Genomic DNA, 24,716 nt, shown 5'->3' on the forward strand with positions numbered 1-24,716 from the left:
AAGAATGAAACAGGATGAAGAAGTGAAAAACAGAAAGGTTTTAGATATAAATAGGGACTGGGAAAGAATTAAAAAGGAGCAGTTAACTCATAAGCCCGAGAATGAGAGAGAAGCTTATTTGAACGCGCTGCTGCGTATGGCGGCATATAATTAATGTCTCCTCGTATCAGGCGGTATATGGCATTCGTACAGCCGTATACCGCCTGTCTGATGTTAATTTAATATAAGTCAGTGCGCCTGTTTACAAGCGATGGTATCCGGGAATGGGCATCCCTGGTCAGGCCGGGAGTAACAGGAACAAGGAGGAGCTCATTTTGCTGCCCTCCCTCTGCCAGTATATTGCCGAAAGGGTCACAGGCAAAACTTTGTCCAATGAAAGTATCCTTTGCGTATTGGCTGCATCCTATAACGGTTATACCGTTTTCTATGGCTCTTGCTGATATGAGAGTTTTCCACTGCAGTGCCTTCAGAGGGCCATCCACCCAGGCAGAAGGATAGATAAGGAGTTCAGCACCCTGTAATGCCGCATGCAGGGCTACTTCCGGAAAACGAAGATCATAGCAGGTGCCGAGTCCAAGCCTGCCCAAAGGCGTTACTATTGGTAAAAAAAGTGAATTGCCTGCAAGTGTGTGGCCGGATTCCTGCCAGTCAAATGCATCGAACAAATGTGTTTTTTGATAAGTACCGCGTATTATGCCGCCACTGTCCAGAATGACCAATGTATTGTAGCATTTTTTTTCATGCACATCAGAGGATTTTTCATTCATTCCGAAAAGAAGCCAAATGTTATATTTTACTGCAAGCTCTTTCATACAGAGAACAAACGGACCGTCAACCGGCTGGGCATGCGCTGTATAAGATGCGGTATCTCCTGTGCAGGGATACATAAAGTATTCAGGGAAAACAATGAGAGATGCCCCCTCTTTCTGCGCTTCAGCTATAAATTTTTCGGCAGTTACCAGGTTTTGGGATATGTCCGGCAGAGAGGTACATTGAGCCAGTGCAATCGTATATGACATAAGAATCCCCCTTTCAACGGGTATTGGCAGTCTGCTGCAAAACGCTGTTTTACGTGCGCTTTTTGCCATTGTAGCAGATACACAGGGAAAGTCAAGCGCCTGTGTCCGGCTATTCAGAATAAATGAAACCTACAAAGCATATAGTAGAGAAAAAGCCTGTGAGGCGTGTAAATGCTGAATATTCTCTGGGGAGCCATGATGCTCATAGGAATTACATACGGTGCCATGACGGGACGCATGGGAGAGATCACGGATGCGGCTCTATCATCTGCCAAGGAGGCGGTGGTGCTCTGCATTACCATGGCGGGAATCGTTGCCATGTGGATGGGGGTCATGGAGATTGCCAGATCCTCCGGCATGATAGAGAAGATGACAGAGAAAATGCAGCCGCTGCTGCGTTTTTTATTCCCGAATCTGCCCAGGAATCATCCTGCCATGGAGTATATATCCGCCAATATCATCGCCAATTTTCTGGGGCTTGGATGGGGGGCAACCCCATTTGGCCTGAAGGCTATGGAAAAGCTGGCAGAATTGGAAGAGGAACGGAGGCAGGAGAACGGACAGGAGGCAGACATAAATTCCCGGGGAAAACTGCGGATACTGCCCAGGGGGACAGCCAGCAATGAGATGTGTACTTTTTTAATTTTGAATATTTCTTCCCTGCAGCTGATTCCGGTAAATATCATAGCATACCGGAGCCAGTACGGAAGTACAAACCCTGCAGGAATCGTAGGGCCGGGGATTGTGGCTACGCTGCTCAGCACGGTGGTGGCTGTGGTGTTTTGCAAGATGAAGGACAGGAAGCGGAGAGGGTAAAGAGGACTTAAAAAAGGGCGTCTGAAAACAGGCAGCCCTTTTTGAGTATGCTCATGACAGATAGGTGCTCAGCAGATGCACCAATTTTTCAATCTCAATAGGTTTGGTAGTATGTGCGTTCATACCGGCATTGAGCGAACGTTCCACATCATCCTGGAAGGCATTGGCGCTCATGGCGATTATGGGGATTTCAGCTGCCCCCGGCTTTTGGCACTTTCGGATTTCCCGGGCAGATGTCAGGCCGTCCATAACCGGCATCTTTATATCCATAAGAATCAGATCATAATATCCCGCCGGTTTTTGTAAATAGCTTTCCAGTGCTTCTTTTCCGTTTTTGCAGCGTTCCACCTGAAAATTGTAGCTGCCAAGCAGTGTCTGGGCAATCTCTGCATTGAGGTCATTATCTTCTGCAAGAAGAATGCGTTTTTCTTTTAAAGAGCTGTCTATCCTGTCCGCTTTCGGTGTGACCCGATCAGCGGCTGTCTGACATTTGGACAATTTCATCGGTATTGTAAAGTAGAACTCTGAACCGAATTCGAGCCGGCTCTCCACCTGAAGGGTTCCGCCCAGAAGTTCTACCAGGTTCTTGCAGATTGCCAGTCCCAGTCCTGTACCCGGGGTTTTGCTCATGTTATTCCCATCACCTTGTTCAAAAGCGTCGAAAATGACCTCCTGGTTCTCCGGGCTGATACCGCAGCCGGAGTCTTTGACTCGGAATGTGAATTCGGCCTGTTCCTCATTGACAGATACTTCCTCAGCCACCAGTACCACCATACCCATTGATTGTGTGAATTTTATGGCATTGCTCAGCAGGTTCCCCAGAATCTCGCGCAGAAAGACAGGATCGGAGATCACATGCTGGTGCCGGATACTGATGGCCCGTGTCAGGCCGACTCCGCCTTTGGTGGCAGCAAAATTATATTCAGCGATGATTTCCTCCAACAACTGACGCAGATCGAAATCCACTTCCCTGCATTCCATCTTGCCGCTCTCAATTTTTGACATATCCAGTACATCATTTACCAGCATCTGAAGGTGCTGCATGGAAAGTTTCATTTTATCCAGACAGTCCTCGATTTTATCCCTGTCATCCATATTTAATCTTGCGATATCGATCATACCCATAATGCCGTTCATAGGTGTACGGATCTCGTGGCTCATTTTGGAAAGGAATCCTGTTTTGGCAGCATTGGACTGGATTGCAACTGCCAGCTGCATTTGCGCTTCTTTCAGACGTTCGCGCTCCGTCACGTCCAGGAAAGTAAACTGAATGATACTGGAGACTTTGTCTTCTATGATCCAGTTGGCGGTACCTTCAATAGTGGTAAGGCCGCCGTCCTGTTTCGTCAGGTTAAAACGTACCTCACGCTGTTCACCCGGTTTACCAAGAGAATGCATAAAGGTACCGATTCCCGCCAGGCATTTCTGATGTTTGTCCTCCGGTGTCTCATTAAAAAGATGTCTTTCAATGTCTCCCTCATTTTTTTCATCCAAAATATCAAGTGCGATTTTGTTTATGCTCAGGATTTTATTGCTTTGGATATCCACTTGGACGATTCCGCATACAGCTGTATTATAGAGTACCTTGTAAAGTCTGTCATACCGGTCGCGCTCTGCCTCCACCTGCTCCAGGGCACGTTTTCTTGCGGTGGTGTCCATAAATGTACTCTGAATCAGTTTTTTGCCGTCCGGGGTGCAGATCACCTTTGCCACTCCTGTGACCCAGCGGATACCGTCATCCTTTGTGCAGACACGGTGTTCAAAACTGGCACATTCACCTTCTTCCTTCAGAGAAAGCAGTGTGCGCCGTATGTATTCCGTATCCTCAGAAACGGTCACCTGAGGAAGTGTCTGCGCTGTCTGCCTGCGAAATTCCTCCATGGACGTATAACCCAGCATTTGGAGGGCTTCACTGTTCGCGTTATAACAACGCAGGTTGTTGTCCTCTATTTCATATTGAACGATCCCGCAGACTACGTTTTGATATAGTTTATTATAATAATCGCGTTCTTTTTTGAGCTGCTCCTCATAGTCTTTGATCAGTGAGATATCAGTGACGATACACTGCAGTTCGATATGCCGTTCCTGCCGGAATGCTACGGCCTGCAGGGAACACCAGCGGCCTGTTCCATTCTTCTGCCACAGGCGGCATTCTACCTTGAGAAGTCTGCCGACGGAGGCGGCATCCCGGATTTCTTCCTTTAGTTCAACCCAGTCGGAAGTATGCAGGAGGCGGTCGAAACGGTTATGCAGATCCAGGCACATTTCCTCCGAGGTATACCCGATCAGGTCAAAGAAGCTGTCATTTGCATACTCGATCACCAGGATATCATTGAATCTTAGGCGGAGCACACCGCCCGGGACACTGTCAGTCAGATGTTTTAGATCAAATTTGGCGGCTTCCAGACGTTTGGTGATATCGAACATGGATATGAGGACACCCTTTGGGGTGTGGGTATGGTCAAAATAAGGGCGGATCCGTACAAGCCAGATGACGTTATTTTGATCGGTGATCTCCTTTTCCACAATTTTTCCATGTCTTGATACATCAGTTACATCCTGTGTAAAGTCAGGGTAAGAATCAAGGAAGTTGATCTGTGTGACCGGACGTTCCAGGTCTGTGACCCGCAGATTTGTATGCTGGAGCATAAGGGGCGTTATTTTTCGGATGTGCATATTTTCATCCACATACAGGGCACCCACATCTGCGTTCAGTAAAAGGTTATCAAAGTCCGCATTGGCAGTGGTCAGTTCCACAATCTTGTTCTGGTACTCAGCATTGATGGTGTAAAGCTCCTCGTTGACGGACTGCATTTCCTCATTGGTGCTTTGAAGTTCCTCATTGGATGCCAGAAGTTCTTCATTGGTGGCCTGCAGCTCTTCGTTGCGGGATTCCGATTCCTCTACGGCCAGTTTCAAATTCCAGTTGCTTTCATTCAGCGCATTTTCCAGGATCTGAATACGGCTGTCCTTTAATTCTCTTAAATCCATGGGGGAATCAGCAGCTTCTGACTCTGCCTTTTCTTCGGATTTGATTTGTATCAGGTAGTATTCCCCTTCGGTAAGGTTGAAAAAGCGAACTTTCACACACAAAACTTCCTCGGGGTAGTCTGCCAGGCCGGTAGCCCGTTTTTCAACGATACCGTCGGATATCTTTCTGGAATCCAGAAGCAGACGATTGAGAAAGGCAGCCAGGCTGGGAGAAAAAAAGGAGCTGAGGCCTCCGTCAAATTGTCCGTCCTGCATCCTCATATACTGCCCGCCGCCCTGAATGACCTGCAGTACCTTAAACTCATGATTGAGCAGAACGGATGGCCCGGCCATGGCGAACAGCAGCTTTTCAGAGATATTGGTAGAGTGCAGTTGTTTCTGCAGGGGATTAGCCTTCTGGATACGTTCTGTCTGGTGGGGAGAAAAATTCCCAAACATGTTCAAAGCCGGATACATGGAAATATCTTTTTTGGAATACTGTTTATTTTTAGAATATATCTTCCACTTTTTATCCAGCAGATTATAAGCATCTCCCATATCCCCAACGGATTCGCTGCTGCCTAAAAACAGATAGCCGTCATCAACTAAGAGCTGATAGAAGGAGGCCAGTGCCTTCTGCTGCATTTCCGGTTTCACATAGATGAACATATTACGGCAGACGATCAGATCCAATTTTGAGAAAGGGGCATCCCTGAAAATATTATGTTTGGCAAAGACGATCATTTTCCTGATCTTTTCGCCTGCCAGGTATCCGCCGCTTGTGTGTTCAAAGTAGCGGTCTAATATTGCCTGATTCAGATTTTCCAGAAGACTTTCCGAGTAAATGCCCTTCTGGGCGGTAGTGATGGCATTTTGATCCACATCTGTGGCAAATATTTTCACATCCGCAGTAAAATGCAGGTATTCCATACATTCGCAGAGCAGTATTGCCAGGGAATATACTTCTTCACCGGTAGAACATGCGATACTCCACAGGCGGATGGACTTCTTTTTCTTAAGGAGGGGAATGACCACATTCTCACCCAGATGGCGGAATGCTTCCTCATCCCGGAAGAAGGAAGTTACGCCAATAAGCAGATCCCGGTGAAGCTGGGCACGTTCTTCCTCTGTTGAGAGGAGATAGTCCAGATATTCCTCCACTCCATGGAAATTATTGAGTGCGATGCGGCGTTCAATCCTTCGGTAAATGGTATTTGTTTTATAGATTGTAAAATCAATATCCGAATACTGGCTGATAGCATTGAGAATGCAGGAATAATCCTCTGCTAGCTCCATGTGATCCGGTTCTTCCTGGTGCATGGACTGTATATGAGGATTTTTCAGGTATTCTCTCAGGGATGAGCCTATCTGCGTCACGTTTAGAATCAGGTCTACCATACCTGTTGAAATGGCACTCTGGGGCATGGATGCATACTGGGCCTCTGTGGGTTTCTGAACTATGACAAGTCCCCCGTTTTCCTTGATAGAGCCGATTCCAATCGCTCCGTCAGAACCGCTTCCTGACAGGATAATGGCCGCGGCATGCACATCGCTTACCGAGGCCAGGGACTGGAACAGCAGATTAATGGGCAGATAGAGCTGGTTTCGGTCATGAGCAGATTCCAGGTGAAACTTTCCTTCTTTCATGGTCAATGTTTTTCCCGGGTGATTTAAGTAGATGTGATTGGGCTGGGGAACTGCGCCTTCCTCGGCCAACTGCACCGGCAGACTGGAGGATTTCTGCAAAATTTTATCCATCAGGCTGACTGCGTCCGGCGAAAGATGCTGTACAATAATAAAAGATGCGCCGGTGTCCGGCGGCATATGCTGAAATAGTTCCTGTAATGCCTCCACACCCCCTGCGGAAGCCCCTACACCAACATAACATCGAACATTTTCCTGATTCAGTGTAAGATGCTCTGCCTGACCGGCATCCTTCTCTTCCATAATAGTCTCCTTTCATGCAGACAATAACTATGGCTATAGTATATATTTTTTTTGTATATGATTTATAACTTTTCCTTTTATGCAAAAAACACCTGATGAAGATATTTCCTCATCAAGTATTATTTAAGTATATCATATGGAATGACACATTGCACTTGTATTTGCCAAAGTTTGTTATTCTTAAGTAAATATTAAACTATCTGGATACAATTTCAGCTATTTATAAAATTACCTGGTATATCTGGCGCAGCTATTCCTCTCAGCTATATAATGGGGCAGTTCCACTTTCAGATTCAGTTTATGTCCGCCCTGAATCCGGTCCAGTAAAACCTTCATGGCAATATTACCCAGCTCTCCGACGGGAACATGTACTGTAGTGAGCATGGGTATAGTGCGCTGGGCATGGGGAATATCGCCGATTCCTATGACTGAGATATCTTTTGGGATTCTCCTTCTGCATTCCCGGTAATACTGCATTGCACCTATAGCTGTCAGATCATCAGCGCATACAACTGCGGTGATGTCAGCCTCCCGTTCCAGAAGCAGCCTTGCTCCGTGATAGCCCCCCTCCATTGTCTCTTTGACATTGACCGTATTGGTTATGTGAAAGGGCAGGCCAAGTTCTCTCAGTGCCTGTTTGTATCCCTGAAAACAGGAAGTGTCTTTTTGTGCCCCGAGATATCCGATTTTATTATGCTTCAGACGGTGAAGATATTGTACAGCAGTAACAGACGCATGATAACCATTACATATAACCTGGTCGCATTTTAAATCCAGAGGATTGATGCCGATGTATACAAGGTTTCGGTAGGTGGTTTCAAGAAGTTCAAACTGCCGCTGCGTCAGGCATCGTTTTCCGAATAACACAGCACCGTCAGCATTGTTTTTTTGCGTTGTTGGGGGATTTGGGGGAAAGGAAAATTCTTCCAGAAAAAAAGAGCGGCGTACAGTACATTTTTGTCGAATGGCGATCTGTTCAATTGCCCGCTCTAATTCCTGGTAAAGTGGGCTGATATCTGTTCTGGAATGTTCACCGTAAATACAGTCAATCGTGTAAGACGGTTCGGATTCCTCCGGGACGGGGCTGCCGTTCTTTAATGTCCGGGCAGCCGCGTTTGGGATGTATCCGTTTTTTCGGACGATAGACCAGATTTTGTCCTGGGTATGTTTGCTGGCAGCATTGCTTCCTTTATTGTTTATGACTCTTGAGACTGTGGAGATGGAAACCCCGGCTTCCTTTGCAATATCCTTCAGTGTCATTTGATTTCCTCCTGTGTTGTTATATTATAAGCCGATACAGAAAATCCATACTATCATGGATATCCCCAAAAAGTACAGGGCAGATATATCAAAATTAATTTGCAGGTATCTGTGAGAATGTACAGTCTGTCTGATTTCCTGACATGGATATGCACGGCGGCAGGTTTGGGGATGATGTATGGCTGTATTTTAATGTGTATTCCCTCTGAATGATGTGACCTGCGTCATGATAAAAGTGATTTTTTGTTACAATATGCAGCCATATTTTCATTATATTGAAAATATGAAATAATAAAATGCAAAATAATACAAACGTTTGCGTACAAATAAAGCAGATAAAGGGATATAAAAAAATAAAGAAAATAAGAAGATATTAAATGAATTAACAGTCAAAATATGAAAAAATAGAAAAACGTTTGTGTAAACAGGGGTTGAAATGGAAGAAAATACAATATAAATTGTAAGTAGTGACAAATATTACGTGAAGAAAATAAATTAGGAGGGGAATAGAAAAAGTACATGAAATAATACAGAGATAAAAGAACTTGGGGAGGGTAAACAATATGAAAGTGGACTTTGAGTATGGTACAGGCATGATGTCAGCCGAACTGCCGGATCATCTGACCGATGTTTTTATTCCGGGCATAACCGTATCTGACCCTGCGTGTATTTCGCGGAACCACCTGGTTAAAAGGACAAGGGAATCTATTCTGCATCCTGTGGGAATGCCCGCGCTTTCACAGCTGGCCGGCAGGGGAAGCAGTGTGACAATAATAATACCGGATATCATAATAGGAGGATGCCATCCCACTTCACACAGGAAGCTGGCGCTTAAGCTGATTCTTGAGGAGTTATATAAGGCCGGTGTTGAGAAGAAGGATATTCTTCTTATCTTCTCCAACGGCCTGCATCCGAAAACCAGCAAAAAGGAAATGCAGCAAATCCTTGGAGATGAAATTTTTCATGAGTTTTACGGATCACATCAAATCATCAGCCATGACTGCGAGGATTATGAGCATATGGTGGATCTGGGCTGCACGGAGCATGGCGACAGAGTTCTGATGAATAAGTATGTCTATGATTCAGATGTAGCGGTTATGATCGGACATACACTGGGGATTCCCTACGGAGGATATACCGGAGGGTACAAGCACTGTGCAACAGGGATTACTCACTGGAGAAGTATCGCAGCGCACCGTATTCCCGATGAGATGCTTGGGAGAGGAGCTGCGCCCGCCATGGAGAAATCTTCAATGTCAACAAAATTCGATGAGATTGGCATGCACATGGAAAAATGTATGGGAAAGAAATTTTTCTGCTGTGATGCTGTTTTAGATTCCATATACCGGCAGATAGAAATCAACAGCGGTTATGCAAAGGAAATGCAGCCTGTTTCATGGCATACTGCGGACAGGAGGATGTATGTGCACTGGGCAGAAAAGAAATATGACGTTATGGTGTTTGGCATGCCTCAGGATTTCTACTATGGGGATGGCATGGGAACGAATCCAATCCAGATGATGCAGGCCCTGTCTGCACAGATCATTCTTCATAAGAGCGTGATAAGTGACAATTGTGTGATTATATGCTCTTCCATCTGCAATGGCTATTTCCATGACCAGCGCTGGCCATATCTGCGTGAGATTTATGAAATGTTCCAGCACGATTATGTAAATATACTTCCTGATATGGAGAAGTATGAGGAGTATTTTGCAACAAATGAAGAACATATCAGAAAATACCGGTTTGCTGGTGCATTCCATCCTTTTCATGGTTTTTCCATGATGAGCTGCGGCCATATCGCAGAGATGAATGCCTCAGCCATATACATAGTCGGCGCACAGGAACCCGGAATAGCCAGGGGGATGGGATTAAAGACCAGGGCAACGTTTGAGGAGGCACTGGAGGATGCCATGAAGAAATATGTGGGAAGAAAGCCGAATATCCTGGCACTGCCGCTGGCTTTTAAAAGAGAGGCGGTGCGTCTCTGTATGAAAGAGGCAGGGAGGGATTGACGACAGATAATTTTCAGAGGTATACAGAGAACCTGTATACCTCTGAAAGTAATTAGAACCATATAATTATAAGTCCGTGGAATCCCTGAGGACAATATCTGACTGACAGAGCAGAAACTCATACGGCTTTTCGGGATGATTCATACGTTCTATTAATTTTTGAGCGCTTATTCTGCCCAGATAGTCAGAATGTGCATCAATAGTGGTAATGGTCGGAAGCTGGCGCATCGTCTCAGAAGTATTATCAAATCCAACTACAGAGACATCCGCGGGAATACGAAAGCCCAATTCCTGTAAAGCTCTGGATACCTGTATGGCATAAATATCACTGGAGCAGAAGAAGACTTCTGGGGGTTTATGCATCTTGGAAATAGTATCCTTAAAATAGGCATAGAGGTCAAAGTTCTCATTCATCTGATTGAACAGGATACAGTTCTCGTCTTTGAGTACCAGCTTATATTCTTCCAGAACACTTTTCAGTGTACCCCATCTCTGGTAAGTGGAATAACAGAATTCCCTGTCGCCCACATATCCAAAAGAAGTTTTCCCCCTTTCTACAATAAAACGTGTTGCAAGTCTGTAAATTGGACCTGAGCTTTCGGCAGTGATGATATCAGTTCTTCCGGAAAAATAATAGGGATTACAAAAAGTATCTATAAAAACTGCAGGGATCTTGAGGGATATAATTTCTTCCCAATAATGCTTATCAAAGACATTGAAGGAAATGATTCCGCATACCGAGCCTTCATATATGCTGATGGGGATTGGTATGTCGCTGTGATAATCGTTTCTTATAATATTCAGAAAAAGCGTGTAGCCGTTTGATTTCAATACTTTTTCAATATTAGCAACAATGTTATTGAGATATTCTGTATTTTCAAGGTGATATGACAGAACAATGCTTCCCCTGACCTGTTCCTTGACCGGAACGGTGGATGCTGAATCCTTAGTTACCTCTTTGGCAGAAAGATAATCCATGACCATGTTATAAGTTTTGGCAGAAACACCGGGTTTGTTGCGTAATACTTTAGACACGGTATTCCTGGACAGATTTAGTGCAAGTGATATCTCCTTGATTGTATATCCGTTTTTCATAAATTAGCACCTCTGGTACATATATAAGATGGGATTATTATAACAGGTGTCAGAGGAAAAAACAACAGGAATGCAAAAAAATGTGCATTCTAAAATCTTCAAAAACTAAAGGCGTAAAAATGTGCACAAAAACTGGGCGTAAACTTTGTGAAATACAGAAAAATGCACAAAATTAGTTGCACTTTAAAAAGAAATGTGATAATATTTGTGCATAGATGAGAATGAGTGATAATATTATGCAAAAATCAATGCATAAAAATGTGCAAAGAAAGGAGAAAGAATGAAAACAATAAAATTTCCGAATAATTTTGAATTTGGAACCGCTACGGCATCCTATCAGATTGAAGGTGCTGCCCGGGAAGATGGGAAGGGGGAGGATATCTGGCAGAGATTCAGCCATATACCAGGCAACATTACAGACGGAACCAATGGGGATACAGCATGTGATTTTTATCATACGTACAAAGAAGATATCCGGCTTGCGAAGGAACTGGGATTGGAGGTTTTTCGCTTTTCCGTTAACTGGGCCCGTATATATCCCGATGGAATCGGAAGAATTAATAAAGCTGGAATCGAATTTTACAGAAATGTCCTCATAGAACTGAAAGAAAACGGGATAAAAGCCTGCATGACCATTTACCACTGGGATTTACCACAGAAGCTGCAGGATAAAGGCGGATGGTCGAATCGGGAAATTGTTGGTTGGTTTACTGAGTATGCGAAGACACTTTTTAAGGAATATGGTGACCTGGTGGATTATTGGATAACTTTGAATGAACCATGGTGTGTTTCTACCCTGGGCTATTGGACAGGTGAACACGCGCCGGGCTATCATGATTATTCCATGGCCCTTCAGGCAGTACATAATCTGTTGCTCTCTCATGGAAGTGCTGTCAAAGAATTCAGAAAGCTTGGACTCAAATCTGAAATAGGCATCACGCTGAATATGAACCTTGCCTATCCATTAGATAAAGATGATCCGAGAGATGTGGAAGCCGCAAAAAGAATCCAGCTTCAGCAGAATAATTTGTTCGGAGACCCCGTATGGAAAGGAGGTTATCCGGAGGAGTTGTTTGCTTATCTTAAAGAACAGGATGTTGTGATACCGGAAATATTGGACGGTGATATGGAATTGATCAGTCAGCCTCTGGACTTTTTTGGATTGAATACATACTATGCGGAATTTGTAAAAGCGGATGAAGAACAGTGGCCATTCCATGCGAAGGCTGTAAAAAGCGGTAAGCCGCGCACAGACGCCGATTGGGAGGTATGTCCTGATGAGGCTTATGAGCTCTTATGCTGGATTCGTGATACTTATAAACCGGCGAAACTGATTATCACAGAAAATGGAGCCGCGTTCAACGACTGGATTGATTCAGAAGGAAAGGTACAGGATACAGATCGAATTGAATATTTGAAGCAATATCTTGAAGCTGTCAGCCGTGCCGTAGAGGATGGAGTTCCTGTGATGGGGTATTATGTATGGTGTTTTACAGATAACTTTGAGTGGGCATGGGGACTTTCAAGAAGATTCGGTATTATTTATGTAGATTACGACTCTCAGAAGAGAATCACAAAGGAAAGTGCAAAGTGGCTTTCAAAGGTGATTAAAGAAAAAGAATACAATATGGCCTGACTAAGTAAAAAGGGTAACTATTGTAAGATGAAAATAAAAAAGGAGGAGCAACATGAAAGCAAAGAACGTGAAAAAGGTATTGGCAATCGCAGCGGTAACCGTTATGGCAGGAAGCATGATCGGAGGATGCGGCAGTTCAGGGAACGATGATACATCGGGAACAGAAAAAAATGAGACAGACACCGCTGAAGATACAGGGGCATCCGATACCGGGAAAGATGATTCGGAAAAGGATGCAGCATCAGCGGACAGCGCAGAAGGTGGTACGAAAGAGGTAGTGACGGCCTGGATGGGCAGCTGGTGGGAGGATGAGATCCCAAGAATCGAGAAAGGGTTTGAGGAGAAATATCCGCAGTATGACCTGCAGGTAGAATGTCTGCCAATCAACAACTACATAGAAACCGCAGTCAGCGCTATCCTGGGCGGAAATGCGCCGGATGCATTAGCCCTTGATACACTGATGCTGGGTACGCCGATTGGACAGGGCCTCCTGCAGCCTATGGATGATTTCATGAAGGAATATGAGTGGAGTGCAGATGATTTCTCGGAAGGTGTTATGAACGCAGGTGTGCAGGGCGGAGTGACTTATGCGGTTCCATATCGAACGGGCCCTACAGCCTTGTTTTATAACAAGACGTTATTTGACGCAGCAGGGATAGATTATCCCACAGACAACATGCCGTATGATCAGTTCTTTGATGTATGCAAAAAACTTACTGACAAAGATAAAGGCGTTTATGGATTCGGTATTGCGGCTACGAAGAATGACCCTGCCAACTGTATGAGCTCCTTTGGAATGTTCTTTGGATCAACAGGCGGCGCCATATTGAATGAGGACAACAGTAAGGTTACCATTAATTCTCCGGAATCCATCAAAGGAATACAACAATGGGTAGACTTGTATACAGAAGGTGTTGTCCCGGAGGGATGCATTAACTATGCATGGTCTGCAGATTTATACCCGATGGCACAGAATGGTCAGCTGGCTATGATTCCTATGGACCCGGTAACTGCAAGCAGTATTGATGAATATGCGCAGGCAAATGGGTTTGAATATGGATTTTGTGTGAACCCGGGAAGTACAGACCGTGTGGGCGGATGGCACTGGACGATTCCTACCGGAATCAAAAATCCGGAAGGCGCAAAGGCATTTATTGATTATTTCCTGACACCGGATGTTTTGAGTGCACAGGACATTGTCCAGCCTGCAGTTATCGAAGCACAGAGCATGGGTGCGTGGGGTGAAGAAAGGTATGAAGTATATTGGAAGGCTGATGCCAACGCGACTTATGTGCTGCCGGTTGTTCCGGAATATACAGAAATACAGAACATTATCATTACAGAACTCCAGAATATTTTACAGGGAAAGGAAGATGTGGAGACCGGCTGCAATGTAATGGCAGATAATATCAAGGCATTGCGGTCAGAGTGGCGGTAAGATGGCTATATGAATATCTCGGGCTGTTCGTTTCGGACAGCCTGCAGTGGTAAAAAAGTATAAGGAGCGTGTAAAGAATGAAAAATAGAAAATGGGTTGGGCTGTTGTTCGTTGCTCCTGCAGCAGTGTCAATTATTTTAATGATGGTATATCCAATCTTACAGGTGACACAATTCAGTTTCTCGAAATTAACACTGCCATATTTTGATACAGAGTTTATAGGGCTTAACAATTTTAAAAATATATTCTCTAAACCGGAATTGGTAGAAATCGCCAGGAATACGTTGGTTTGGACGATTGCAAGCCTGGTGCTGAGAATGATTCTGGGGTTTGGCGCTGCGTTGATCATGGAAAGTAAACTGCGCGGTATGAAAGCACTTCGCACCTTTGCGCTTATTCCGTGGGTCATCCCTTCTATTGTTGCGGCAAATACATGGCGTTGGATTTATGTGGCGGATAATGGACTGCTCAACGCTGTACTGAAAACATTTTCTCCTTCTTTGACAGCTAACTGGCTGGGAAATGCCGGTACTGCATTGACATCCGTCATTGTGGCATATTCCTGGGCCGGATTCCCTTTCAATATGCTGATGCTTGTGGCTGCGCTGCAGGGCATTCCCGAAGACTATAAAGAGGCAGCCAGGATTGACGGTGCAAGTACCCTTCAGGTATTCCGTTACATAACCATTCCATCCCTGAAAAACATTCTGACGATACTTATCGTTCTGGAATTTATCAATGGGATCAATTCCTTTGATATGCTCTATACCATGACAGGGGGAGGCCCTGGCATATCGTCAGAGGTTATAGGTCTGACGATATGGAGGTATGCATTCAGAAATCTGGATTTCTCGTCTGCATCGACACTGAGCTTTATCGTGATATTGCTGATGATCATATGTTTCCTGTTTTATGTTCCTGTCAGTGCAAAAGGCAGGGATGTGAGTGCAAGAAGAAAAAGAAAAAGGAGGGAGTCAATTGAAGAAGAATAAACTGGTCAGTGCAATCATTTATATTTTAGCGTTTTTGGTTGTGGCGTTTTCGGTGCTCCCCTTCCTGTGGACGGTATCTACATCCCTGAAGACAGGTGTAGAGGTATATTCCGCGCATCCCACCTTTTTACCGCATCCTGTGACACTGGAAAACTATATAGCGGTATTTAAAGATGCGAATATGATGAAAAGTTTCGCAAATACGGTTAAAATTGCTGCAATATCTACGATCATATCAACAGTCGTCTCGGTATTGTCCGCATATGGATTTTCAAGGTACCGGTTTCCCGGGAATAAGACTCTGCTGACGTCAATCCTGTTTACAAGGCTGCTGCCGCGTGTTACCTTGCTGGTCCCATTTTATGTAACACTTTCAAGGCTGAAACTGGTCAATACCTATACAGGACTGACTCTGCTGTATCTTGTGGTTGGTATACCTACCACAATATGGCTTATGAAAGGTTTTATAGATGGACTTCCATATGAAGTGGAAGAGGCTGCAGTCGTAGACGGTTGTAATCCGCTGCAGGTACTGACTAAGGTAGTTGTGCCCATGGTAAAGCCGGCGATTGCTACCGTAGCCATGTTTTCCTTTATTCTTTCCTGGAACGAATTCCTGTTCCCGCTTTTGATGGCAAAGGACAGATCCATCAGGCCAATTGCTGTATCGCTGGCATTTTATATTGATGAATCAGGAATCAGGTGGGGGCCGCTTATGGCTGCGTCCGTGATCATGAGTGTTCCCGCTATTATATTTTTCTCAGTTGCGCAGAAACACCTCGTTGCAGGCCTGAGTGAAGGAGCAGTAAAAGGATAAGCAGATATTTACAATATAGCAATAAAAAATCAGGAGGAAAAACAATGTCTATTGGAACGAACAGAGTATGTCACATTGCATTTGTCACAAAAGATATTCACAAGATCACTGAAAACTGGGCGCGTTTTCTTGGAATCGAGAAACCGGCTGTCTGGGCAATTCCGTCCAAAGAGGAGGCACCGGCCCTTACCTTCGGAAAGCTGGAGGATTATAAGGGATGTCTGATATCAGTTATTGAATTTGATAATGTTAAAATGGAAATTGTACAGCCGGGAGACGAACCGAACCCATGGAAACTGTGTATGGAGAAAAACGGGGAAGGCTTCCAGCATATCAGTTTTATTGTTCCGGAGAAAGAAAAGGCAGAAGAGACACTGAGGGAGCTGGGCGCAGAGCCCTATTACCATATCGGCTATTATCCGGATGGTACCTACTCTTTCTATGATACAAGAGAATTACTCGGTCTGGAAGTTAATATAAAATATGATGACGACAACAGGGAAATCATTAAGAACTTATTAAAATAATCACTGCATAAAGGAGAAGATAAAATGAGTGTATTAGATTTAAATAAACTTGCACAGGTGGGATTTATTGTAAAGGATGTAGAACAGACCAAGCAGAAATTTGCTGAATTATTCGGAATGCCGGTGCCGCCAACGGTTGACTGCGGCAAATATGAGGTGACACAGACGGAATACAAAGGAAAAGCTGCTCCGGAGGCTGAGTGTCTGATGGCCTTTTTTAACCTGGACAATGGTTTTCAGATTGAATTGATTCAGCCCAATAAAGCACCGTCCACATGGCGGGAATTTCTGGACGAACATGGGGAAGGAATCCATCATATCGCATTTCATGTAAAAGGCATGGCTGATACCATTGCAGGTTGTGAGAGCCTGGGTATGCAGCTTCAGCAGAAAGGTGAGTATGGGAGTGCTGACGGGAGATATGCTTACCTGGCCGCTTATGAGGATTTTAAATGCTTAGTTGAACTGCTGGAAAGTGATAAGGAGTGAATGGGAGGAGAATATGAATGTATTGGTAATCGGTGCGGACCGGGGACTGGGAAAGGTATTATGTGAGGAACTGGCAAAGCGCGGCCATCAGGTCAATGCAGGTGTCCTGAAGGAAAGTAATCTGGGCAACAGTCTGTTTGGGGATAAAAATATATCCGCATACCTTATGGACGTCTCTGACGAAAGTTCTGTTAAAAAGGCAGCAGGTGAGATTGGGGCAAAAGGTGTAAGACTGGATGCTGTAGTTCATGTGGCAGGTGTTCTGATGCAGAGTGACAGGGAAAATTCACTTCTGACAGCAGATATAGAGGATTTAATGACTGCTTTTAGAATCAATGCAGCAGGTATAATTATGGGGTTCAGACAGTTCTATCCCCTGATGGAGAGAGGTGGCCGGTATGTTGCAGTTACCTCGGAGGGCGGCAGTTTTTCCTGTGAGGGGGATATGTTTCCGGGGTATGGAATCACGAAGACAGCAGCGAATAAAGTCATTCAGACCTTAAGGTGTACGGTAGATGATGTGGAAATCCTGGCCATGCATCCGGGAAGGATGAATACTGTTATGGGACGGACCACAGCGCAGATTGAGCCGGAGGAATCAGCGGAGGGTATCTGCAAGATCCTTGAAAAGGAAACAGTTATCCGTGAAGGTGAATGGTTTATTGATTATAAAGGCGAGCCAATGCCCCTTTAAATGCTGATGAGAGAGTAGATATTCAGCCAGCCGGACTGTTACAATGAGTGAATATCAAATGGACAGGGTGATAAAAAGGAGTATGTAACAATGAATAATTATAAAGCCGCAACGCAGCCTACCATCTATTTTATTGGTGTCACTACCGGGAGTTCCTCTATTATGAAGGTTTTTCCAAAATGGGCGGAGGAGTTAGGGCTGAAAGATACTGTTATAAAAGGAATGGATTTTCCTTTGCATGCGTCTCCGGAATACTACAGAAAGGCAGTTGCATTTATCAGGAGAGACCCTCTTTCTCTGGGAGCACTGGTAACGACACATAAGATAGACTTGTATAACGCATGTCGTGATCTGTTTGATTACGCAGACCCTTATGCGGAAAAACTGGGTGAGGTATCATCCATATCAAAAAGAGATGGGATGCTCTGCGCACATGCCAAGGATCCAATCTCCAGCGGCCTGACACTTGCGTCGTTTATACCTCTGGATTATTGGAGTCGCTATGGTGGGGATGTGTTGATACTGGGGGCAGGAGGAAGCTGCCTGGCCATGAGCTTATACCTTACACAAAAGGAATTTGGTGACAATGTTCCTGAGAAGATAATAATCGCTAACCGCAGTACACCGAGGCTTGAGTCAGCAAAGAAAATTTTAGACGGGATAAACAGCAGAACGAAGTTTGAATTTATACATAATCCCACGCCTGCGGATAACGATATTACTCTGGCGTCTTTAAAGCCCCATTCTTTAGTTGTAAATGCCACAGGGCTGGGAAAGGATGCACCGGGATCTCCGCTTACAGATCATTGTTTGTTTCCGTGTGACAGTCTGGTTTGGGAATTGAATTACCGCGGAAACCTGATTTTTCAGGAACAGGCAGCAAAGCAGGCCGAGAAAAGGAATTTGAAAGTATATGGGGGCTGGACTTATTTTATTCACGGCTGGACACAGGTAATCGCAGAAATATTCCATATAGAGATAAAGGGAAGTATGCTGGACAGATTAAGTGCTGTTGCCAGAGAAGTGTAAACATAAATGACAGGGAGAGCGGGAAATGAACAAATTTGATTGGGATAGTAGTTTTCTTGTGGACTTTGATCTGAAAACAGGATTCTCCAAGACTGCAGAAACGACAAAGCGCAGCCTTTCACAGATGAAGAACATGTTCCAGGATACAGAGGCTGCTGAAAAAATTTTGGCGGAAAGAGATCCGCTGATATATGAATTCTATGAACTGGGATGCCCTGAAAGAGCAGGGGATCTGGCCTTTGGAACAACCGTTGTGTATCCCGGAAAAATCGGCAATGAGTATTACATGACAAAGGGACATTTTCATACAGTTCTGGAGACAGCAGAAGTCTATTATACTCTGAGCGGTGAGGGATATATGGTAATGGAAAATCCGGAAGGTGATGCTATAGAGCAGCGCTTGTGTACCGGTCAGGCTGTATATGTTCCGAGGAGATATGCACACAGAACAGTCAACACCGGAAGCGTTCCTCTTGTTTTGTTCTATACTTTTGCGTCAGATGCCGGACATGACTACAGAACAATTGAAAGCAAGGGATATCACAAGGTAATCATGGAGAGAGAAGGCAAAGCCGTAATTGAAGACAATTCTAACTGGTAGGTAAGCGCCGTGGGAAAAGTCATGACAGTAAAGGGATGGATGAACTCGGAAGAACTGGGATTTTGTCAGTGCCACGAACATCTTATGATAAGAAAGGGCGGTTCCTGCAGAATAAATACTGCTTTGTGTATGGACGATTTTTCTAAAAGTAAGAGGGAGGTTTTGAGATATAAAGAAAAAGGCGGACAGACGATCATTGATGCGCAGCCGTGCGGATGTAACCGGATGGCTGCAGGGCTGTGTCGCATTTCAGAGCAGACGGGTGTCAATATCATTGCGTCAACAGGTTTTCATAAACTGGCTTTTTACAGTGAGAACCATTGGATCCGTTTCCTGCGGGAGGACCAACTTGCGGATATCTTTATAAATGAGATAGTCTGCGGTATGTTTGAAAACCTGGATGATGGTATGGATTCGGAACAGATACCGGCTCGTGCCGGTATCATAAAGGCGGCTTTGGAGGGGGAAAATCTCAGCATGCGGTATGAAAAACTGTTCTATTCAGTCTGCTGTGCATCCAGGGAAACAAAGGTGCCGATTATGGTACATATAGAAACCGGATCAAATCCGATGGGCCTTCTTTCCTATATGCTGCGCCAGTGCATAGAGCCAAATAAAATCATCTTTTGTCATATGGATCGCGCAGAACCTGATTTGTCTGTTCACAAGAGTCTGCTGGAACAGGGGATTTTTCTTGAGTACGACACGATCGGACGGTTCAAATATCACAGTGATTTGGATGAAATACATATAATCAGAGAAATGCTGGATGCGGGATTTGAAGATCAGATTTTATTTTCCCTGGATACGACAAGGGAGAGATTAAGAACCTATCAAGAAGATGCAGTAGGTCTTGATTATATTTTATGTTCATTTATTCCTGTTATGAAGGAGAATGGAATAACTTCCGGGCAGATAGAAAAGATATCCCGCAGTAATCCTGTACGCCTCCTGGAATAAGAGGACATATGCAGCAGTAATTGATAGAAAGGACTATCTACATGAAGATTTTAGTTACACCGACTTCTTTACAGCCAGGAAATAATCAGAAGGCACTGAACATATTAAAGGAATTTTCTACAGATCTGGTATTTAATCCGCTGGGTAGGCCTCTGCGGGAAGAAGAGTTGATCCCGCTGCTCTCTGACTGTGATGGATATATAGCCGGACTTGATTATATTACAAAAAACGTGCTGGATTCCTGTGAAAATCTCAAGGTGATCTCCAGATACGGTGCGGGCTGCGACAGGGTAGATATAGAGGCGGCTAAAGGGCATCATATTGTTGTGACAAATACGCCGGGAGCAAATGCGCAGGCTGTTGGAGAACTGGCTTTCGGGCTTATACTCTGCACGGCACGCAAAATCGCATATCTGGACAGTCAGCTTCGCAGCGGCAGATGGATTCGCGACACAGGAGTAGAGCTGGCCGGAAAAACGCTGGGTATTATAGGACTTGGAGCTATCGGCAAAGTGGTGGCCAAATGCGCAGGGGGATTCGATATGAAGGTAATCGCATATGATCCTTATATCAATGACCGATATTGTCAGATGAATGGAATTAACTCAGTGTCCTTTAAACAGTTAATACGAAATGCAGATATCGTTAGTCTTCATCTGCCGCTTAATAGTGATACAAGACATATGATTAATGCGTCTGTCATGGAGGAGATGAAACAAAACGTGATCATAGTGAATGCTTCCCGAGGAGGAATAATAGATGAGGAAGCAGCTTATGAATATCTGAAAAAAGGAAAGCTTGGGGGCCTTGGTTTAGATGCCTTTGAAGTAGAGCCGCCGGAGGCGTCTCCTCTGTTCGAGCTTCCAAATGTCATAGTAACTCCCCATACCGGTGCACATACGGGAGAGGCAACAGAAAATATGGCAAATATGGCAGTAAAAAATTTGATTGATGTGTTATCTGGAAATGATTGTGCTTATATAGTGACCAGGGAGTGAATGGAAGAAAGAGGATGCCAATGAAAGCAAGATTAGTACCATTGATATTTGAAGAGGCAAATGAAAGAGAACGGAGAGAATATGCAGAACAGATGGCCCGCCTGCAGGAATTTTACGGGGGTGTGGCTGATTTTACAGAGACTGTTACTGTAGGCAGACCTCTGCCGCAGGCTGATGCCATCGTCTTTCCCCAGCTTCTGGGAGCAGCGTTCCGGCACCGGAAAGAGTTGTACGCTTATGATGTTCCGATGATTGTGCTTACATCACGTTTTGGAACTGTGGAGATGTGGGACTGGGAAATTATTACGTTTCTGCGCGGGGAAGGAATGAATATTTTTTCTCCCTATACGATTCAATTGGCTAAGACCGTGATTCGGGCGCTGGCTGTAAAACAAAGACTTAAAAATGGTGCAAAGTTTCTGATGTTCCAAGATACACCGGGAGAAGGGATGCAGGCAAATATCTTTAAACGTTTTTACTGGTGGGAGCAGGAATGCACCGAAAAAATGCAGCAGGTGTTCGGCGTTACAATGATTTACCGCAGCTGGAAAGCGGTGGGGGACAGAGCAAAGGAAATCAGGGATAAAGATGCGAAGGCCTTGTATGACAGCTGGAAAATCCATGAGGAGGGTGTATGTGAGAAGGCAAAGCTGTCTGCTGCAAAGCTATATATGGCGGTAAAAGAAGTGATCGAACAGATTGGAGGGGTTGACGGCGTTGGAAGCAACTGTTTGAATGAATCATTCCATTGTGACAGCACCCCTTGCCTTGCCTGGAATATGATTTTTGAACAGGATGATATCATATGGGCGTGCGAGGGAGATACACTGACCATGCTCAGTACCTTCATTTTATACAGAAGTCTGGAAGCGCCCATGATGATGACGAATCTATATCCGTTTCTGGTTGGTATGGCTGCCCTTGCCCATGAAAAAATTGATAAGTTTCCGGATATCGAAGACCCGGACAACCATGCACTGGGAGTGCACTGTGGATATTTTGGCTTTATTCCGCGCCGATTTTGCAGAAACTGGGTATTAAGACCAAAAGTTCTGGAGATTGTGGACGACAATGCAATTGTTGTCGATGCGGAGCTTCCGGTCGGTCCCGTGACGATCGCGAAAATTTATCCTGATTTCGGAAGACTGAGTGTGATTGAGGCAGAGATTGAACGTTATGTGCAGTATCCGGGCAGCGACTGCAGGAACGGTGCACTTATAAGATACAGTGATGGGGAGCGGGTAATGGAAGAGCTGTGTTCACACCACGCTTTGATAATTGCAGGTAAACAGAAAGCCGGACTGCGGCAGATTGCCAAGGTATTCAGCTGGGAGATGACGCTTATCTGAAAGAGAGGATATAAGAAATGAATGCATTGAAGACAGCGGTGATTGGGTGCGGAGGCATCAGTGATATCTATTTGAAAAATATGACACAGAGGTTTTCTGTGCTGGATGTGACCTGCTGTTGTTCCAAAGGCGGCAGGTCTGCTGAGAGTAAAGCAGAGAAATACGGAATCAGGGCTGTCAGCCTTGAGGAAATCCTGGAAGATAGGGAAATCGATCTGGTCGTAAACCTGACACCGCCTGCTGCCCATTATGATATTATAAAAAAATCCCTTTTGGCGGGGAAGCATGTCTATACGGAAAAAGTGATTGTTAATGAATACATAAAGGCAAAAGAGCTTCAGCAGTTGGCAGAGGAGAAAGGGCGTAGAATCGGAGTTGCCCCTGATACCTTTTTAGGAGCCGGGATTCAGACCGCCCGGTCTGCGGTCGACAGAGGCTTGATCGGACAGATCACATCCTGTCATGCATCTATCAACAGAGATATGGGAATGCTTTACCGTCCGGGATCTTTTGTAGTGGAGCCGGGAGGGGGAATGGGATTTGATTTGGGAATCTATTATCTGACGGCACTTTTGTCCGTTCTGGGACCGGTAAAGCAAACAGCGGGAATAGTGCAGACGAACAGGCCGGGACGGATAGTGGCTGATACGGCTTCCCCATATTTCGGAGAGCCCTTTACGGTTGAGAATGAAAATATTATGGCTGGCATTCTGGTCTTTGAGAGTGGTGCGGTGGGAACTTTGAATTTTAACGGAGATTCCATTTTTCCGGAAGCGCCCTATGTTGCGCTGTATGGAACGGAGGGCATATTGACGATACCAAATGCGAATGAGTTTGGAGGTGCTGTTACCCTGCAGAAGAAAGGCTGGGCCGAACCCGTTATACTGCCCGCATCTCACGGATTTTCTGATAATGCAAGGGGGATTGGCGCGGCGGAGCTGGCTTGGTCTGTGCTTAAAAAACGTCCTCATAGGGCCAGTGCAGATATGGCCTGCCATGCAGTGGAGATTTTAGAGGGTATAGAGAAGAGCTGGAGAGACGGTTGTTTTAAGAATATAACCTCAAGGTTTGAACGGCCGCGGGCACTTCCGGAAAGCTATCCTTCGGCCGGCCCGGGTATGGGGAATGAAGAGAGTGTTCTGGTCATATAGCCTGGTCGGATTTCCGGTATATAAACCGAATAGACGTTCATGATTTAGTTATGATATAATGGCAGCAAAGAGTTCACAATTAAAAATAAACTAAATCAGTACAGAGGGAAGGGTCTATATGCCAAATCGGGATAACAGTATGTTTGCAGAGGAGAGGAAAAAATCAATAGTAGATCATGTAAATAAGAATATAAAGGCTACAGTGGAGGAGCTCTGCGATTTATTTTCCGTATCTCCGGCTACGATCAGGAATGACCTGAGAGAATTGGAAGAAAAGAAATATGTAAAAAGGACCCACGGAGGCGTAATATCCGTTAAAAGCGGAAATTATGAGCTTAATTCCAACGAGAAAGCGGTTGAATGTATTGCAGAAAAAGAGAGGATTGCCCAGGCTGCGGTTTCACATGTTTCCGAAGGTGATATTATAGCTGTTGATTCGGGAACAACAACTTATGAGTTCGCAAAACGGCTGGTAACATTCCGGAACCTGACGGTGGTGACAAATGATCTTCATATATCCGAATACCTGGAAAGAAACAGCAGAGCTGAAATCATTCTGGCAGGTGGTAAAGTGCGGAGAGGTTATAATTGTACAACCGGACAGAAGGCGGCGGTTACTTTGACCGGATTAAATGTGGACAAAGCCTTTATAGGCGGAAACGGAATCAGCATGCAGAAAGGTCTGACAACACCGAATATGGATATGGCTGTCATAAAGGAAGCTTTGATCCATATTGCCGATGAAATATATTTTCTGGCGGATAGTACGAAAATAGAACACACGGCATTTGTCAGTTTCGCAAGTATATCCCAGGTGGATTATTTTATCACGGATAAGGGCGCTGATACAAAGTTTCTGAAGGAACTTGAGGCAGCTGAGGTTAAGGTGGAACTGGTATGAGGTTTGTCCTGC

General features: G+C 44.8%; 21 protein-coding genes. 17 read left to right on the plus strand and 4 right to left on the minus strand.

Features of this window, described 5'->3' with window-relative positions; all coding sequences use genetic code 11:
* Nucleotides 1-4: 4 nt before the first annotated feature.
* Entirely contained in the window at nt 5-154 is a 150-nt protein-coding gene (locus tag V8Q34_RS05255) for a hypothetical protein (RefSeq protein WP_335834988.1), read from the plus strand.
* A gap of 64 nt (nt 155-218) precedes the next feature.
* Here the strand turns inward: V8Q34_RS05255 and V8Q34_RS05260 are convergent, their stop codons facing one another.
* A complete protein-coding gene (locus V8Q34_RS05260; protein WP_335834989.1) occupies nt 219-1,019 on the minus strand; it encodes a carbon-nitrogen hydrolase family protein in 801 nt (266 codons plus the stop codon).
* 171 nt (nt 1,020-1,190) lie between these two features.
* Here V8Q34_RS05260 and V8Q34_RS05265 point away from each other — a divergent pair, with 171 nt between their 5' ends.
* Nucleotides 1,191-1,835 (plus strand): nucleoside recognition protein, encoded by a 645-nt coding sequence (locus V8Q34_RS05265; protein WP_335834990.1) that lies wholly within the window; start codon nt 1,191-1,193, stop codon nt 1,833-1,835.
* 51 nt (nt 1,836-1,886) lie between these two features.
* Here the strand turns inward: V8Q34_RS05265 and V8Q34_RS05270 are convergent, their stop codons facing one another.
* Complete coding sequence (locus V8Q34_RS05270; RefSeq protein ID WP_335834991.1) at nt 1,887-6,752, minus strand: CheR family methyltransferase; 4,866 nt, start codon at nt 6,750-6,752, stop codon at nt 1,887-1,889.
* A gap of 228 nt (nt 6,753-6,980) precedes the next feature.
* Complete coding sequence (locus tag V8Q34_RS05275) at nt 6,981-8,012, minus strand: LacI family DNA-binding transcriptional regulator (RefSeq protein WP_054350359.1); 1,032 nt, start codon at nt 8,010-8,012, stop codon at nt 6,981-6,983.
* A 563-nt stretch (nt 8,013-8,575) separates the two neighbouring features.
* Here V8Q34_RS05275 and V8Q34_RS05280 point away from each other — a divergent pair.
* The gene (locus tag V8Q34_RS05280) at nt 8,576-10,027 is read left to right on the plus strand and encodes a lactate racemase domain-containing protein (RefSeq protein WP_335834992.1); all 1,452 of its coding nucleotides are present in this window, start codon (nt 8,576-8,578) and stop codon (nt 10,025-10,027) included.
* Nucleotides 10,028-10,093: 66 nt separating this feature from the next.
* Here the strand turns inward: V8Q34_RS05280 and V8Q34_RS05285 are convergent, their stop codons facing one another.
* On the minus strand, nt 10,094-11,122 hold the full coding sequence (locus tag V8Q34_RS05285; RefSeq protein WP_335834993.1) for a substrate-binding domain-containing protein: 1,029 nt from the start codon (nt 11,120-11,122) through the stop codon (nt 10,094-10,096).
* Between the two features lie 280 nt (nt 11,123-11,402).
* Here V8Q34_RS05285 and V8Q34_RS05290 point away from each other — a divergent pair, with 280 nt between their 5' ends.
* The 14 genes from V8Q34_RS05290 (at nt 11,403) to V8Q34_RS05355 (ending at nt 24,704) form a co-directional block, all read left to right on the plus strand.
* A complete protein-coding gene (locus V8Q34_RS05290) occupies nt 11,403-12,758 on the plus strand; it encodes a GH1 family beta-glucosidase (RefSeq protein WP_335834994.1) in 1,356 nt (451 codons plus the stop codon).
* Nucleotides 12,759-12,810: 52 nt separating this feature from the next.
* Nucleotides 12,811-14,196 (plus strand): ABC transporter substrate-binding protein, encoded by a 1,386-nt coding sequence (locus V8Q34_RS05295; protein WP_335834995.1) that lies wholly within the window; start codon nt 12,811-12,813, stop codon nt 14,194-14,196.
* 77 nt (nt 14,197-14,273) lie between these two features.
* The gene (locus V8Q34_RS05300; protein ID WP_335834996.1) at nt 14,274-15,188 is read left to right on the plus strand and encodes a carbohydrate ABC transporter permease; all 915 of its coding nucleotides are present in this window, start codon (nt 14,274-14,276) and stop codon (nt 15,186-15,188) included.
* Nucleotides 15,175-16,005: a carbohydrate ABC transporter permease gene (locus V8Q34_RS05305; RefSeq protein ID WP_335834997.1), complete on the plus strand. Its 831-nt coding sequence runs from the start codon at nt 15,175-15,177 to the stop codon at nt 16,003-16,005. The genes V8Q34_RS05300 and V8Q34_RS05305 overlap by 14 nt, the downstream gene beginning before the upstream one ends.
* Before the next feature lie 44 nt (nt 16,006-16,049).
* Nucleotides 16,050-16,532, plus strand: coding sequence for a VOC family protein (locus V8Q34_RS05310; protein WP_335834998.1), 483 nt, complete (start codon nt 16,050-16,052; stop codon nt 16,530-16,532).
* A 24-nt stretch (nt 16,533-16,556) separates the two neighbouring features.
* Nucleotides 16,557-17,021: a VOC family protein gene (locus V8Q34_RS05315; protein ID WP_335834999.1), complete on the plus strand. Its 465-nt coding sequence runs from the start codon at nt 16,557-16,559 to the stop codon at nt 17,019-17,021.
* A 13-nt stretch (nt 17,022-17,034) separates the two neighbouring features.
* Nucleotides 17,035-17,715, plus strand: a complete 681-nt coding sequence (locus tag V8Q34_RS05320; RefSeq protein ID WP_335835000.1) for an SDR family NAD(P)-dependent oxidoreductase — start codon at nt 17,035-17,037, stop codon at nt 17,713-17,715.
* 90 nt (nt 17,716-17,805) lie between these two features.
* Nucleotides 17,806-18,744, plus strand: coding sequence for a shikimate dehydrogenase family protein (locus V8Q34_RS05325; RefSeq protein ID WP_335835001.1), 939 nt, complete (start codon nt 17,806-17,808; stop codon nt 18,742-18,744).
* 25 nt (nt 18,745-18,769) lie between these two features.
* Nucleotides 18,770-19,345 carry a glucose-6-phosphate isomerase family protein gene (locus tag V8Q34_RS05330; RefSeq protein WP_335835002.1) on the plus strand — a complete coding sequence of 192 codons (576 nt, stop codon included), beginning with the start codon at nt 18,770-18,772 and terminating at the stop codon, nt 19,343-19,345.
* Nucleotides 19,346-19,384: 39 nt separating this feature from the next.
* Nucleotides 19,385-20,305, plus strand: a complete 921-nt coding sequence (locus V8Q34_RS05335; RefSeq protein ID WP_335835200.1) for a phosphotriesterase family protein — start codon at nt 19,385-19,387, stop codon at nt 20,303-20,305.
* Nucleotides 20,306-20,346: 41 nt separating this feature from the next.
* Entirely contained in the window at nt 20,347-21,303 is a 957-nt protein-coding gene (locus tag V8Q34_RS05340; RefSeq protein ID WP_335835003.1) for a phosphoglycerate dehydrogenase, read from the plus strand.
* A 20-nt stretch (nt 21,304-21,323) separates the two neighbouring features.
* Nucleotides 21,324-22,652 carry a hypothetical protein gene (locus V8Q34_RS05345; protein WP_335835004.1) on the plus strand — a complete coding sequence of 443 codons (1,329 nt, stop codon included), beginning with the start codon at nt 21,324-21,326 and terminating at the stop codon, nt 22,650-22,652.
* Nucleotides 22,653-22,669: 17 nt separating this feature from the next.
* On the plus strand, nt 22,670-23,803 hold the full coding sequence (locus V8Q34_RS05350) for a Gfo/Idh/MocA family protein (protein ID WP_335835005.1): 1,134 nt from the start codon (nt 22,670-22,672) through the stop codon (nt 23,801-23,803).
* Nucleotides 23,804-23,921: 118 nt separating this feature from the next.
* A complete protein-coding gene (locus tag V8Q34_RS05355; protein ID WP_335835006.1) occupies nt 23,922-24,704 on the plus strand; it encodes a DeoR/GlpR family DNA-binding transcription regulator in 783 nt (260 codons plus the stop codon).
* Nucleotides 24,705-24,716: the final 12 nt, after the last annotated feature.

The sequence above is a fragment of the Blautia sp. JLR.GB0024 genome, assembly GCF_037000545.1.
GTDB lineage: Bacteria > Bacillota > Clostridia > Lachnospirales > Lachnospiraceae > Blautia > Blautia celeris.

Bases quoted from the DNA above. Each gene is read 5' to 3' on its own strand.
- V8Q34_RS05255 (WP_335834988.1), top strand. From the start codon at position 5: ATGAAACAGGATGAAGAAGTGAAAAACAGAAAGGTTTTAGATATAAAT.
- V8Q34_RS05260 (WP_335834989.1), bottom strand. From the start codon at position 1,019: ATGTCATATACGATTGCACTGGCTCAATGTACCTCTCTGCCGGACATA.
- V8Q34_RS05265 (WP_335834990.1), top strand. From the start codon at position 1,191: ATGCTGAATATTCTCTGGGGAGCCATGATGCTCATAGGAATTACATAC.
- V8Q34_RS05270 (WP_335834991.1), bottom strand. From the start codon at position 6,752: ATGGAAGAGAAGGATGCCGGTCAGGCAGAGCATCTTACACTGAATCAG.
- V8Q34_RS05275 (WP_054350359.1), bottom strand. From the start codon at position 8,012: ATGACACTGAAGGATATTGCAAAGGAAGCCGGGGTTTCCATCTCCACA.
- V8Q34_RS05280 (WP_335834992.1), top strand. From the start codon at position 8,576: ATGAAAGTGGACTTTGAGTATGGTACAGGCATGATGTCAGCCGAACTG.
- V8Q34_RS05285 (WP_335834993.1), bottom strand. From the start codon at position 11,122: ATGAAAAACGGATATACAATCAAGGAGATATCACTTGCACTAAATCTG.
- V8Q34_RS05290 (WP_335834994.1), top strand. From the start codon at position 11,403: ATGAAAACAATAAAATTTCCGAATAATTTTGAATTTGGAACCGCTACG.
- V8Q34_RS05295 (WP_335834995.1), top strand. From the start codon at position 12,811: ATGAAAGCAAAGAACGTGAAAAAGGTATTGGCAATCGCAGCGGTAACC.
- V8Q34_RS05300 (WP_335834996.1), top strand. From the start codon at position 14,274: ATGAAAAATAGAAAATGGGTTGGGCTGTTGTTCGTTGCTCCTGCAGCA.
- V8Q34_RS05310 (WP_335834998.1), top strand. From the start codon at position 16,050: ATGTCTATTGGAACGAACAGAGTATGTCACATTGCATTTGTCACAAAA.
- V8Q34_RS05315 (WP_335834999.1), top strand. From the start codon at position 16,557: ATGAGTGTATTAGATTTAAATAAACTTGCACAGGTGGGATTTATTGTA.
- V8Q34_RS05320 (WP_335835000.1), top strand. From the start codon at position 17,035: ATGAATGTATTGGTAATCGGTGCGGACCGGGGACTGGGAAAGGTATTA.
- V8Q34_RS05325 (WP_335835001.1), top strand. From the start codon at position 17,806: ATGAATAATTATAAAGCCGCAACGCAGCCTACCATCTATTTTATTGGT.
- V8Q34_RS05330 (WP_335835002.1), top strand. From the start codon at position 18,770: ATGAACAAATTTGATTGGGATAGTAGTTTTCTTGTGGACTTTGATCTG.
- V8Q34_RS05335 (WP_335835200.1), top strand. From the start codon at position 19,385: ATGAACTCGGAAGAACTGGGATTTTGTCAGTGCCACGAACATCTTATG.
- V8Q34_RS05340 (WP_335835003.1), top strand. From the start codon at position 20,347: ATGAAGATTTTAGTTACACCGACTTCTTTACAGCCAGGAAATAATCAG.
- V8Q34_RS05345 (WP_335835004.1), top strand. From the start codon at position 21,324: ATGAAAGCAAGATTAGTACCATTGATATTTGAAGAGGCAAATGAAAGA.
- V8Q34_RS05350 (WP_335835005.1), top strand. From the start codon at position 22,670: ATGAATGCATTGAAGACAGCGGTGATTGGGTGCGGAGGCATCAGTGAT.
- V8Q34_RS05355 (WP_335835006.1), top strand. From the start codon at position 23,922: ATGCCAAATCGGGATAACAGTATGTTTGCAGAGGAGAGGAAAAAATCA.